This window comes from Yinghuangia sp. YIM S10712 (assembly GCF_051388935.1).
In the GTDB taxonomy this organism is placed as follows: Bacteria; Actinomycetota; Actinomycetes; order Streptomycetales; family Streptomycetaceae; genus Yinghuangia.
Map to the genome: position 1 here is coordinate 35,008 of NZ_JBPKBI010000021.1, position 12,652 is coordinate 47,659.

A 12,652-nucleotide genomic window follows, 5' to 3' on the forward strand; every position below is an offset into this window, starting at 1 on the left:
GGAACGTTCCGTGACATCCGTGCTCAGCGCCGGAACCACCAGCACCCTCGAAGTGCGCCCGCTGGGTCAGCGGCATCGTGGGATGCCCGCTGCGGCGTGGCCGTACGCACTCCTCCGTGTCTTCGACCGCGGCCGGCCCGAGGCAGGTTTTCGCGAGGCGGCGCACGTCGAGAACGCCGCCGTCGGTGGTGATCCGACCGGTGGCCCACGGGAGTTCCTGCTGTGGACCGACGCCGAGCGCCAGACTCTCCTGGCCCGCGTCACCACCGCTTCCGTCGACGGCCGGCACACCCGCTACCACGTCTGCGACGCCCACGGCGCGGTCTTGGCGACCGTCGACCGCTCCGGCGGTACGGCGATGCCACCGCGCCGAGCCAGGTGGCTTGTCACCCGTGCCGACGGTGCGACCCTCCACGCGGTCAAGGGCACGCGCTTCGGCTGGAGTGTCTGGTGGGCGCTGTCCCCGCTGTGGGTCCTGATGTTCCCCGTGGCCCTGCTGGGTGGTGACATCGTGCGTATGCCCAGGGCAACGACTTGGCGGCACGGCAGAACTCCCGAGCTCGCGCTCAAAACCGCGACGTCGACCCGGCACGACTACACGGTTCACCCCGGGACCACCGACCCGCGCGTCCACCTGGCCCTGGCCACCCTCCACCACTCGTTCCCCGTCTGGCGTGACCGCTGACCCGGAGCGTTGCACGGGGGCTGCGGCGGTCGCCGCGGCGGTGCGGTGCGTCGTGTCGACGTCGGGCGCGCGGACGGCTCCCCGACTGGTCGATCCGTAGCCGACCGTGCCGATCTGCGACGCTTCCGGGACGGGTATGCAACCGGTCGGACGTCGAGCGCCCCGAGGGCCCGTGCTCGATCGACCCGGGCCCGATCGTGCCTGGTCTGCGACACTGCCGGGCCTGGTTCTCGGCCGGGTCAACGCACTGTCACGCCGAGGGGGTTGCCGGTGTCCGCAAAGCGAGTACCGCCACGTCGTCGGTGTTGCCCGGGGGGCGGACGCGGGTGAGGAGGAGGTCGCAGAAGGTGTCGAGTGGGCGTTGGGCGAGGGCCGCCGCGTGGCGGCGCAGTTCGGTCAGGCCGGCGTCGATGGAGCGGCGGGGGGACTCGATCAAGCCGTCGGTGTAGAGCACCAGGGTGGACAGCGGCGGCAGCGGGGCGACCGCGTCGGGACGGCGCAGGTCCATCCCGCTGCCGAGGAGGATGCCGTGCCCGTCTTCGAGGTATCGCGCCTGTCCGTCGCGGGTCACCAGGAGGGGCGGCGGGTGGCCGGCATTGGTCCACCGCAGCTGCCAGGTTCCCTGGGCGACCGGTTCGGCGCGGGCGAAGACCATGGTGGCCATCTCCGCGTCGGTGATGTGCAGGATGGCCCGGTCGAGCCGTTCGACGATCGCGCTGGGGGGCTCCTGGTGGGACCAGGTGTAGGCGCGCAGCATGTTGCGTACCTGGGCCATGCTCGCGGCGGCGTCCAGGTCGTGTCCTGCCACGTCGCCGATGACGAGCGCGGTCGCTCCGTCGGTCAGGACGAAGGCGTCGTACCAGTCGCCTCCCACCTGTGAGGCGTGCGGTGCGGGGACGTAGCGGGCGGTCATCTCCAGGCCCGGCACCCGGGGCAGTTGGGGCAGCAGATGGCGCTGCATGGTCTCGGCGACGCGTTGCTGGCGCTGGTACAGGCGCGCGTTGGACAGGGCGAGGCCCGCCCGCCGGGCGATGTCCTCCAGCAGCGACAGGTCGGCCGGGCCGAATGCCTCAGGCCGGTCGGCGCGGCCGAGGGTCAGGGCTCCGAGCACCTCGCGGAGACCGCGGATCGGTGCGATTGCCGCCGAGTGCATTCCCGTGGCGTCGAAGAGCTCGCGCTGGGTGACCGCGATGCCCGAGTCGGGGGTGCCCCTGTAGTACTCGGGGCCGGCCAGCGAAGCGGCGACGCCGCGCAGCGCCCGTGACAGCGGCATGGGTGATTCCTCGGGGACCGGCGGCATGGGGCCTTCGAGGTCGTCTCGGCGTACGAGCGCGCCGTCCGCGTGGTGCACCACCAAGGTCCGGCGTACGTCGTTCTCCTCGGTGATCAGGTCCACCACCGCCCAGTCCGCGAGGCGGGGTACGAGCAGCCGGATGAGCCGCTGGACCGCCTCCTCGGCGTTCAAAGTGGAGGTCAGCGTCGTGGTGGTCTCGGCCAGCAGCGCCAATCGGTCGAGCTCGGACAGCGCAACCGCGTCGGCCTGCTCCGGCGGGGGCTCGCCGATCGACTCGTGGAAGATCACCAGGGCCCCGCCGATGCCGTCCTCGGTGCGGCAGGGCGCCACCAGCCATGCGAGGCGCAGCAAGGACCCGTCTCCGCGTTTGAACCACGTGTGGTCCCCTTGTGCCGGTCGGCCGCCGAGGAAGGCCTTCATCATCGGGCACCGCGCAGAGGGCAGGCGCTCGCCGCCGGGACCGCGGTGCAGGAAATCGTGGGCGTCCCGGCCGATCAGGTCCGCGGCCGACCATGCGAGCAACTCTTCTGCGCGGGCATTGACCTGGACGATCCGGCCCTGGTCGTCGACGACGTACATTCCGACGTCGACCGCGGGTGGCAGCAGCGCGGCACCGCACGATGCGGGGCCGTCACCGTGGTCGTGATTCATCGGCGTTCTCCCGTGACCTTGTTGCGCGGAATGACCCCCATCCTGCCCACTTCGAAACCAGCATGGGCGGGGCAGGGCCCGCGACGGCGGCTCCGGCCGGTGCCGTGATTCCGTGCCGGCCTGTTGGAAAGCGGCTGTCCAGGCCACCCCGTGGTGGGGCGGCGGGGCCGGCTGCCGGGTTCCCGGGCCCGGATCGGGGCGGTGGGCCCCGTGCCGGCGGGCTAAAATCTTTCGTGCATCAGCCGATTTCGCGTGGGGGCGCGCGGAACGCGCGAACCAGGAGGTCGGTGTGAGTCGGGGACAAAAAACGCCGGAAGAGGCCGCTGTCAAGGGCGTGCGGAAGAAGCGGGGCCCGTACCGCAAGAGCGGGGAACGCCGTCAGAAGATCCTCGAAGCCGCGTACGAGGTCTTCGACGAGCGCGGCGAGAACCTGTCCATGCAGGAGGTCGCCGACCGGGTCGGAGTCACGCAGCCCGCGCTCAACTACTACTTCGGCAATCGCGACGAGTTGCTGCTGGCCGTCCTGGAGCACCGGGAGGCCCTGGCCACGGCGGCGACCGAGGCCGTCGAAAGGAGCCGGCGGATCCAGGAGACCGTTCGCCACACGGTGGAGCATCCCGGGCTGGCGAAGCTCTTTGTGTCGCTTGCGGCCACGTCCGCCGATGCGGAAACTCCCGCGCACGACTATTTCGTGGCGCGGTATCGAAGGCTCACCGCCCAGATCGTCGAGGGGATGGAAGACGGCGGGCAAGACGTCGCCGTCCGGGCCGACGTGCCACGCGAACACCTCGCCCGGATGCTGCTCGCGGTGATCGACGGCCTGCAGATCCAGTGGCTGAGCGACCCGTCGGTCGACATGGCCGGGATCGTCGAGTCGTTCACGCGGCTGTGGGCGGCGTCCGCGGTCGCCGAGGGCGAGGCGCCTGACGTGCCGGAGAGTCCGCAGCCGACCGCGTGAGCCGCGACGCCGCGCCGGTGCCGCGTTGCGGGCGTGCCGCCTTGGCGTCGGCACGTCCCGTTGCTTTCGCGGGCCGGGGCCGCGGTTGCCGGTTCGCTGCCGCGCGGTCTGTCGTCGGAGCGATCCGGCGCCGGTCAGGGGTGCATGACGCGGCCGGCCGATTCGGTCGGTGGCCCCCGCCAGGAGCCGACGTGTGGTGGAGCGCGGTCCTCAAGAGTTGCCGCGGGTGGAGATCCACCGGCCGTGGCGCATGACGGCTGTCACGTGCAGGTCATGGTCGAGGACGACGAGGTCCGCGCGTTTGCCTGTCTCGATGGTGCCGATGGTGTCGGCCAGTCCGAGGGCGGCGGCCGGGGTCGCGGTCAGGGAGCGGACGGCGTCGGTGATGGGCAGGTGGTTGTCGTGGACGGCGGTGCGCAGCGCGCGGTCGAGGGTGAGTGTGCTGCCGGCGATGGTGTCGCTGTCGGCCAGTCGTGCGATGCCGGCTTCGACGCGGGTGGTCACCGGTCCGAGGGCGTAGGTGCCGTCGGGCATTCCGGCGGCGCTCATGGCGTCGGTGATGAGCGCGATGCGTGAGGCACCGGCTGCCTGGTAGGTGAGGCTGACGATGTCGGGGTGCAGGTGGACGCCGTCGTTGATGAGTTCGATCACCGCGTCGCTGTCCTGGAGGAGCGCTGCGACGGGGCCGGGTTCGCGGTGGTGGAGGCCGCGCATCGCGTTGAACAGGTGGGTGGCGACGCTCGCGCCCGCGTCGAGCGCGGCCTGCGTTTCACGGTGGGTGGCGTCGGTGTGGCCGATCGCGGGGACCACCCCGGCATCGGACAGCCTGCGCACGAGGTCGACGGCGCCGGGCAGTTCGGGTGCGAGCGTCACCATGCGGATGGTGCCGCGTGCGGCTTTGACCAGGGCGTCTGTCTCGGCGGCGTCGGGGGCGCGCAGCAGCGCCGGGTCGTGGGCGCCGCACCGCACGCGGCTGAGGTAGGGGCCCTCCAGGTGCAGTCCGGCCAGGATGCCGTCCTCGACGAGGCCGGCCAACGCGGCGACGCTGTCGCGGAGTTGGCCGGGTGCGGCGGTGACGAGCGAGGCGACGGTCGTGGTGGTGCCGTGCTCGCGGTGGAACGCGGCGGCCGCGAGCCCCTGGTCGGGGTCTCCGGCGGTGTACGACGCGCCTCCGCCGCCGTGCACGTGCATATCGACGAAGCCCGGCACGAGCCACCGGCCGCCCAGATCGACGGTTTCCGGGCGGTGTCGCGCGTCCGCTGGGTCGGCGTCCCCCGGTCGGGACGGAGCGCCGGAGCCGGCCGCGACGCCGGTGATCACGCCGTCGGTGACGGTCACGTCGCCGTCTTCGAGCACGGTGTCCGGGAGGACGACCCGTGCCCCGGTGAGCCGGATGCGTGTCACCGGGCCACCGCCGCGTCGACCGCGTCCCATGCGAGCAGAGCCGCGCCGTGGCACCCGGCGTTGTCGCCGAGAGCCGCAGCGGCGACATCCGGCACGACGTGGAAGGTCGCACGTTCCGCGAGCATCGCCCGCAGCGGCGCGAGGAGCGTCTCACCCGCCCGGGACAGCCCGCCGCCGATCACCACCAGGGGCGTGTCGAACAGCGCCTGGGCGGTGAGGACGCCGTCGGCGAGCACGGAGACGGCGTCGTGCCACACGCGCTGCGCCACCGCGTCGCCCGCCTCGGCGCGGGCGGCGACGTCGGCGGCGGTCGCGCGCGCCCCCGGGACGGCTTCGGCGTACCTGTGCGCGACGGCCGGGCCCGACACCTCCGCTTCGAGGCAGCCGCGCGCACCGCATCCGCACCGGGAGCCGCCCGGTCGTACGAGCGTATGGCCGATCTCACCGGCGCGCCCGTGTGACCCGGCGTACGCCCGGCCCCCCGCCACGAAGGCCCCCGAGACGCCGGTGCCCAGGGCCAGGAACACGAACGCGTCCCTGCCCTCGGCCGCGCCGATGCGGCCCTCGGCCAGCGCACCGGCGCGCACGTCGTGGTCCAACACCACGGGCAGACCGAGGCGTTCGCGGACCAGCCGGCGCAGCGGCAGGTCACGCCACCCCAGATTGGCCGACCTTGTCCCCGCAGCGGCGTCGACGATGCCGGGGACGACGACACTGGCCGCCTCGGGTGTCAGCCCCCGGTTTTCGGCGACCCGTCGCAGATCGTCCGCGAACGCGACGACGCCCTCGCTGACGGCTGCCGGTCCCCGGTCGCGCCTTGCCGGTCGGCGGTCGGCGAATACAAACCTGCTGTCGCGCGAGACCAGGCCGCCCTTGATGACCGTGCCCCCGACGTCGAGCGCGATGACACAGGCGCCGCCCCCGCGCGCAGCCGAGGCGGCGCTCTCGTGCGCGGGAGTGCTCCCACCGACCGACGGCAGCGCCCGGGGGGGCGGCGTCTTCGGGGCGCCGAGGGCGGCGGCCTGGTCGTCTCTCATCGCGTTCGCTTCCGGGTCGGGTCGGCCAGGTGTGTCGGGGGCGGTCGTTCGTCGGCGCGGGCGTGGCTGTGCCTGCGCCGATGTGGTCGGTTCGCACTGTAGGGGAACGGGTGGCGTGCAGCCGTGCATCACCGAGCCGGTGTATCAGCCGCTCCCGGTTCAAGTACCGCGTACGTGAACTGTGCGACCAGGGCGTCGCCGCCGAGGGCTTCGACGCCGATGACGCGGCCGGTGAAGCCGCCGGCGACCTCGGTGGACAGGTAGCGGCCGTCGAGGTCGGCGAGTGCGTGGAGCCGCCCGTTGTCGAGGTAGCCGAGTTCGAGGCGGTCGGGGCCGTTGTGGAGGCTGAGGCGGTGGGAGATGTCCACGGCCCGGATCGCGAGCGGGGTGTCCCGGGCCACGCCGGTCACGGAGCCGAGAGCCTGGTCGAAGGGACCGACGACGGCGCGTGCGGTCAGGGTGTCGCCGCATCGCTCGACGGCGGCCCAGTGGGCGTCGTCGATCTGTACGACGAGCGCCACATCGCCCACGGGAGCGGTCACGTCGGCCTGCCACTCGTCGTCGCGCGCGCGGGTCGCGAGCAGGTGCCGGGTCTCGCGGGCCTCGGGTGCGCGGCCTGCGGCGAGGGCGATACCGGTGCGGCCGTCCCCGTTCGCGGACCGGACGAACGTGCCCGGGTCGGTGCCGGGCGACACCCACCGGGGATGCAGGTCCGGTGCGGCGAAGTCGTCGGTGAAGGAGGTCGGTTGCGGCGGTACGTCGTAGGCGTCCTCGACCACGACGGGCCAGTCGTCGGCCCATTCGATGCCGGCGAGGAAGGTTTCGCGGCCGTTGACGTGGAACTTCGGGGTGTTGCCGCGCGGACGCACGCCGAGATAGACCATCGCCCAGCTCCCGTCGGGGAGTTCGAGCAGGTCGGCGTGCCCGGTGTTCTGCACCGGGTGGTCGGTGCTGCGGTGGCTCAGAATCGGGTTCGCCGGGTGGGGCTCGAACGGTCCGCTGACCGACCGGGATCGGGCGACCGACACCGCGTGGCCTCGCTCGGTGCCGCCCTCGGCGATGACGAGATACCACCATCCGTTCCGCGCGTACAAGTGCGGCGCCTCGGGGTGGGCCAAGCCGGTCCCGGCCCACAGCAGGCGCGGCTCGGACAGGAGCCGGCCGGTCACCGGGTCGACGGCTGCCTGTCGGATGCCGTTCGGTGACGACCAGGACAGGTGGCAGACGCCGTCCTCGTCCCACGTCAGGTCGGGGTCGATCCCGATCGCGCCCTCGGCGAACACCGGATCGCTCCACCCCTTCGCGGGGTCGGTCGTACCCGACGAAGGGCAGCGTGGCCAGCACCGCGACGCCGCCGAGCGAGCCCATCAGGCCGCGCTCGAACGTCGACATGCCCAGTTCCTCGTCCGCCCACAGGTTGCCCAGCACACCGGTGCTGAACAGGCTGAACCCCAGCGCTGAGAAGGCCAGGATCGCGGTCTTCATGGTGCGGATGCGCAGCAGCCGCGCGAACGCCGCCTCGATCGAGATCGGCATCGGCTTGTCGTCCTCGACGACTTCGCCGAGCACCGACTTCATCTCGTGTCGGCCGCGCTTGGGCTCCGGCAGCCGGAACGCCCACAACGCGGCCACCAGCGCCGGGATTCCGAGGATCCAGAACGCCCAGCGCCACCCGTCGTCGCCGCCCGCGACGGTCGCGATGCCGGCCACGACGACAGGACTGAGTGCCCCCGCGGCTCGCGAGGCACTGAAGTTGATCGCCGACATCCGCCCGCGTACGCCGATCGGGTACGTGTCGGCCAACAAGGTGCCGTTGACGGAGTTGTTGCTCGACTTGGCGATGCCCACGCCGAAACGGGCCAGGAAGAAGAGGAAGGCGTTGGCCGCCAGGCCGGACGCGACCACCATCGCCGAGAACGCCACCTGCGCCCAGCCGATCACCCGGCTGCGGCGGAACCGGTCGGCGAGATAGCCCATCGGCAGCGCCCCCAACACCAGGAACGCACCCGCCGCGGACGAGATGAACACGATCGCGGCGTCACTGAGACCGAAGCTGTCGCGGATGTCCGGGGCCAGGATGCCCAGCGCCGCCGACTCCAGTTCGTCCATCGTCGCCAGTGTCAGCAGCGTCAGGAAGGTCATCGACCCGCCCGCCGCGAGCCCTTGACGCAGCGTCACATGTTCGCCGCCCACCCCCGGCAGCAACTCGTCCGCGAACAGTACCTCGCGCTGCGCCTCTTCCTGCCGTGCGCGGCGCTCGGCCTCCGCCTCGATCAGTCCGGCGGCCAGTCCTGCGGCCGAGGGGGGAGTGCCTTCAGTGTCGGGCCCGGTCGAGGTGCTCATGGACACCTTCTTCGGTGTGAAGGGCGAACGGGGAGCGTGTGCATGGGTCGTCTCCGACGAAGGGCGGACCGCTGGGTGCGGGCGGATGGGCGGGAGAGGCGCCGAGGGTGCGCACGCACGCGGCGAGCGCTGCCACCGGCAACGGTCCCGCGCACGCCGCGCTCCTGAGCGCGGAGTGCGGCCGGGGCCGCGGGGAGGTCGGACATCATGGGCACCTCGAATCGGAGCGTCGCCGTGGTGAAGGTGAACGTGCGGTGTCCCTGATGAAAATCTATGAGTGAAAATCTTTAACGCCCGTCGGTGCGGCTGTCCAGACCTTCCCGGGGTCGACATTAAAAATTTATGTATGATAGATATCTTGCTGTGGTCAGCAAACGCGACGTCGGCCTGGGCACCGCCGTGCCCTGTTCGACAGCCCGCGCCCTCGGGCCGTCGTCGCCGCCGAGCCCGGCGGATGCGACGCAGCCGCGGTCGGCTCAAGAGAGTCAGGTCGTGCCCGGCGCTCGTCGGAGGAACCGGGCGCGGACCCTCGTCGGCCCGACACCTTTCGTCCCGTCGCCACCAACCCCGGCACGCCGGCACACCTGGCATCCCCTGAACCGAGACGCCGCCGACAGGACAAGACGGCACATCGACTGTCCTGCGGAGCCACCGACTGACCCCTCATGGAGGAGTGACATGGACGCCGTCATCCCCGCACCGGCCAACCGGACACAGGCTGCTGCCGCCCCCTCGGGAGTGCTGTCCACCGACGGGCCGTGGCTCGTGCGGGCCTCGGATCCGGCGTTGGAACCAGTGGCCGCGACCGTGCAGGCGCTCCTGGAACCCCACCTCGCGGACGCCACCGCGGCCGACGGCCCCGGAAACCCGCAGACGATCACGCTGCGGTTCGGCGACACCGTCGAGTTCCCGGAACCCCACGGGATCGCCCTCGGCGGGAACGAGGCCCACCATGTTGTGCTGGACCACGAGGGGATCACCTGCCGTGCGGGAACGGCGGCAGGAGTGTTCCGCGCGGCGGTCACGGCCGTGCAGCTCATCGCGACCGGGGGGAAGCCGCCGTACCAGGAGGTGGCCGACGCGCCGCGCTACGCCTGGCGGGGGCTGGTCCTCGACCCGGCACGCTCGTTCATCCCCGTCGCCGACCTGTGCCGGCTGATCGACCTCGCGGCGCTGTACAAGCTCAACGTGCTGCACCTGCACCTCACCGACAACCAGGGCTGGCGGTTGGAGATCCCCGGCCTACCCGAACTCACCGCCCAGAACGCGCCGTTCTACACCGCCGACGAGTTCCGTGAGATCCAGGAGCACGCCGCCGCGCGGTTCATCACCGTCATCCCCGAGATCGATCTGCCCGGCCACTGCGGCGCGTTGCGCGCGGCCCTACCGCACCTGCCCGCCGCGCCGGTTCCCGACGACGGCGCCGAACTTCTTGAGCACCTGAACCGCGTCATGCCGTTCGCCCCGCCCCTGGACCTCGCGGATGCGGCGACCTCGGACGTGGTCCGCCGCATCCTGGAGCAGGTGTGCGCGATGACAGCCGGGCCCTTCGTGCACATCGGCGCGGACGAGGCGGCCGGGACGACCCACGACAGCTACAACGGAGCCGTCCGCCAACTCCGGGGACTGGTCCGCGAGTTCGGCAAGAAGTCAGTGGCCTGGCAAGAGGCTTCCCGAGCGGGCGGCAGCGCTGACGACGTCACCCAGCACTGGTTCGACTCCTCGGCGATGCAGCGCGGCGCGTCCGCCGGGGACGGCACGGCCACCAGCGGAATCCCGAGCGAGACGGCCGCCGCCTTCCTCGCGATGTTCGCCCCGGCCGCCGACGACCTGGACCGCATTCTCGACGGCGGTGGCCGCGTCGTCCTCTCCAACCAGTCGCACCTGTACCTCGACCGCGGCTACGTCCCCACGACCGCCCCGTCGGCCCAGGCCGACGCCGTCGCACGGCTCGGCCTGCCGTTCTACCCGCCCCGGACACTCGAGGAGTCCGCCTCGTGGGACCCGGCGGACTACGGCGTCCCCGACGACCGCGTCGCCGGCATCGAAGCGGCGCTGTGGGCCGAGACCATCACCGGCACCGACGACCTCACGTTCCTGCTCCTGCCCCGCATCGCCGCCGTCGCCGAAACCGCCTGGACCGGCCGCCCGGCCGACTGGAGTGAATACCGCGAACGGCTTGCCCGGCACGGACGGCTTTGGACCCGGCTGGGTCTGACGTACTTCGCCTCCGCCGAGATCCCCTGGACGCACGAATGAGTTCCGCGCGGCGCGGTCACAGGGTGACCCATACGACCCGTCCCGGACCGACAAACAGCCGAAGGTGCCACCCATGACGTCTGCCGACACCGACACCGACACCGCGACGCCGCCCGGCGCCATCATGTCCGCCGAGATGGCGGAGCAACCGGAAGTCCTGCGCCGGATCCTGGCCGACGGCACGCCGCGCATCCGCGAAGTCGCCGACGCGATCTCCGGGCGCGGCCCGCGCTTCGTCCTGCTGACCGCGCGCGGCACCAGCGACAACGCCGCGCTGTACGCGAAATACCTCGTCGAGGTGCTGCTCGGCAAGCCGGTCGGGCTCACGTCGATGTCGACCACGACCGCGTACCACGCCGAGCCCGACCTGTCGGACTGCCTCGTGATCACGGTCAGCCAGTCCGGTGGATCGCCCGACCTGGTCGCCTCGACCGAGGCGGCCCGCAAGGCCGGCGCCATCACCCTCGCGGTGACCAACAACGCCGACTCACCACTCGCCGCCGTGTCCGCGTTCCACATCGACCTGCTCGCCGGGCCCGAGCGGGCGCTTCCGGCAACCAAGACCTACACCGCGGAACTACTCTCGCTGTTCCTGCTCGTCGAAGCGCTGCGCGGCGGCGACGGATCGGCGGCGGACGGCCTGCCGGACCTCGCGGCGCAGGTCCTGGCCCGGCGGCGGGAGGTCGTCGAACTCGCGCAGCGATACCGGTTCGCGCAGCGCCTCGTCATCACCTCACGCGGCTACGGCTACCCGACCGCGCGCGAGGCCGCGCTGAAGATCATGGAGACCAGCTATATCCCCGCACAACCCTTCTCCGGCGCCGACCTGCTGCACGGCCCGCTCGCGATGGTCGACAACGTCAGCCCCGTCATCGCGATCGTGCCCGACGGCCGCGGCGGCCAGGCCCTTCAACCCGCCCTCGACCAGCTCCGCGCGCGCGGCGCCGACTTGACAGTGGTGGGCCAGGCCCACGAAGTCGCCCGCACCGGCCCGGGGTTCGCCCTCCCGGCGGGCGTGGCCGAGGAGGTCCAGCCGATCCTGGAAATCCTGCCGCTGCAAATGCTGGCGTACGAAATCGCGATCGCACGCGGCCTCGACCCGGACGCCCCGCGCGCACTGGCCAAGGTGACCGAAACGCACTGACCGGGCACCGACGAGGAACCCGTCCGAAGCCGGGCCGCCGACTGCTTCCGCGAGTTCGGCGCGACAGGGGCCACGACAAGGAGATTCCGTGACCCGCGAGCCACCACCGCCGAAGTCGGCTGCCGCCAAAGGCACCGGGAGGAAGCGGGGCCCGTACCGCAAGAGCGGGGAACGCCGACAGCGGATCCTCGAAGCGGCGTACGAGGTGTTCGACGAACGCGGCGACGGCCTGTCGATGCAGGAGGTCGCCGACCGGGTCGGCGTGACACAGCCCGCACTCAACTACTACTTCGGCAGCCGCGAGGAACTGCTGCTGGCGGTCCTGGCCCACCGGGAAGCCCTGGGCATCGCAGCCTCCGAAGCCGCCGACCCGGGCCAACGGCTTCAAGCGGCAGTGCGCCACACGGTGGAACACCCCGGGTTGGCGAAGCTGTTCGTCTCCCTCGCGGCCATGTCCGCCGACCCGGAAAATTCCGCCCACGACTATTTCCTGACGCGGTACCGGAACCTCACCGCCTACACGACCAAGGGAATCGAGCAGGCCCAAAGCGCGGCGACCACCCCAACCGACGAGGACCCCGAACACCTCGCCCGGATGCTGCTCGCCGTGATCGACGGCCTCCAGATCCAGTGGCTGAGCGACCCGTCGGTCGACATTGCCGCGATCCTCCAGGCCTTCGACCAACTGTGCGCCAACCCCGCGAGCACTCGGCCCGACGTGCCTGAGCAGGCGTAGGAGCCGCACAACAGCAACGACGGCATGCACCCGCTTCGGGACACGAGCGAGGCGATGACCACCGTGCCGGGCCACCCGCTGAGTTGCCGACCGAACGCGCGAGTACGGTGGCCGGCCGAGAAACGGCGGTCCGGGAGTCCG

At 71.8% G+C, this 12,652-nt stretch carries 9 protein-coding genes and 1 pseudogene; 5 read left to right on the top strand and 5 right to left on the bottom strand.

Features of this window, described 5'->3' with window-relative positions:
• Positions 1-10: 10 nt before the first annotated feature.
• Positions 11-685, top strand: coding sequence for a hypothetical protein (locus ACRX5W_RS28690; RefSeq protein WP_436791261.1), 675 nt, complete (start codon positions 11-13; stop codon positions 683-685).
• A 250-nt stretch (positions 686-935) separates the two neighbouring features.
• Here ACRX5W_RS28690 and ACRX5W_RS28695 read toward each other — a convergent pair whose 3' ends face one another.
• Positions 936-2,630: a SpoIIE family protein phosphatase gene (locus tag ACRX5W_RS28695; RefSeq protein ID WP_436791262.1), complete on the bottom strand. Its 1,695-nt coding sequence runs from the start codon at positions 2,628-2,630 to the stop codon at positions 936-938.
• Positions 2,631-2,919: 289 nt separating this feature from the next.
• Here ACRX5W_RS28695 and ACRX5W_RS28700 point away from each other — a divergent pair, with 289 nt between their 5' ends.
• Entirely contained in the window at positions 2,920-3,588 is a 669-nt protein-coding gene (locus tag ACRX5W_RS28700) for a TetR/AcrR family transcriptional regulator (protein WP_436791263.1), read from the top strand.
• Positions 3,589-3,798: 210 nt separating this feature from the next.
• Here ACRX5W_RS28700 and nagA read toward each other — a convergent pair whose 3' ends face one another.
• The 4 genes and pseudogenes from nagA to ACRX5W_RS28720 form a co-directional block, all read right to left on the bottom strand.
• Complete coding sequence (nagA, locus tag ACRX5W_RS28705; protein ID WP_436791264.1) at positions 3,799-5,022, bottom strand: N-acetylglucosamine-6-phosphate deacetylase; 1,224 nt, start codon at positions 5,020-5,022, stop codon at positions 3,799-3,801.
• Positions 4,989-6,029, bottom strand: a complete 1,041-nt coding sequence (locus ACRX5W_RS28710; RefSeq protein ID WP_436791265.1) for an ROK family protein — start codon at positions 6,027-6,029, stop codon at positions 4,989-4,991. The genes nagA and ACRX5W_RS28710 overlap by 34 nt, the downstream gene beginning before the upstream one ends.
• A gap of 128 nt (positions 6,030-6,157) precedes the next feature.
• A complete protein-coding gene (locus tag ACRX5W_RS28715; protein WP_436791266.1) occupies positions 6,158-7,312 on the bottom strand; it encodes a family 43 glycosylhydrolase in 1,155 nt (384 codons plus the stop codon).
• A gap of 91 nt (positions 7,313-7,403) precedes the next feature.
• A pseudogene (locus ACRX5W_RS28720) lies at positions 7,404-8,963 on the bottom strand (MFS transporter); the annotation flags it as partial.
• An 87-nt stretch (positions 8,964-9,050) separates the two neighbouring features.
• Here ACRX5W_RS28720 and ACRX5W_RS28725 point away from each other — a divergent pair.
• The 3 genes from ACRX5W_RS28725 (at position 9,051) to ACRX5W_RS28735 (ending at position 12,511) form a co-directional block, all read left to right on the top strand.
• Positions 9,051-10,631, top strand: a complete 1,581-nt coding sequence (locus ACRX5W_RS28725) for a family 20 glycosylhydrolase (protein ID WP_436791267.1) — start codon at positions 9,051-9,053, stop codon at positions 10,629-10,631.
• A 73-nt stretch (positions 10,632-10,704) separates the two neighbouring features.
• Complete coding sequence (locus ACRX5W_RS28730) at positions 10,705-11,775, top strand: SIS domain-containing protein (protein WP_436791268.1); 1,071 nt, start codon at positions 10,705-10,707, stop codon at positions 11,773-11,775.
• Positions 11,776-11,863: 88 nt separating this feature from the next.
• The gene (locus tag ACRX5W_RS28735) at positions 11,864-12,511 is read left to right on the top strand and encodes a TetR/AcrR family transcriptional regulator (protein ID WP_436791269.1); all 648 of its coding nucleotides are present in this window, start codon (positions 11,864-11,866) and stop codon (positions 12,509-12,511) included.
• Positions 12,512-12,652: the final 141 nt, after the last annotated feature.

Excerpts from the sequence above, each read along its gene's own strand:
- ACRX5W_RS28695 (WP_436791262.1), bottom strand. The coding sequence starts at position 2,630 with ATGAATCACGACCACGGTGACGGCCCCGCATCGTGCGGTGCCGCGCTG.
- nagA (WP_436791264.1), bottom strand. The coding sequence starts at position 5,022 with ATGGGACGCGGTCGACGCGGCGGTGGCCCGGTGACACGCATCCGGCTC.
- ACRX5W_RS28710 (WP_436791265.1), bottom strand. The coding sequence starts at position 6,029 with ATGAGAGACGACCAGGCCGCCGCCCTCGGCGCCCCGAAGACGCCGCCC.
- ACRX5W_RS28725 (WP_436791267.1), top strand. The coding sequence starts at position 9,051 with ATGGACGCCGTCATCCCCGCACCGGCCAACCGGACACAGGCTGCTGCC.
- ACRX5W_RS28730 (WP_436791268.1), top strand. The coding sequence starts at position 10,705 with ATGACGTCTGCCGACACCGACACCGACACCGCGACGCCGCCCGGCGCC.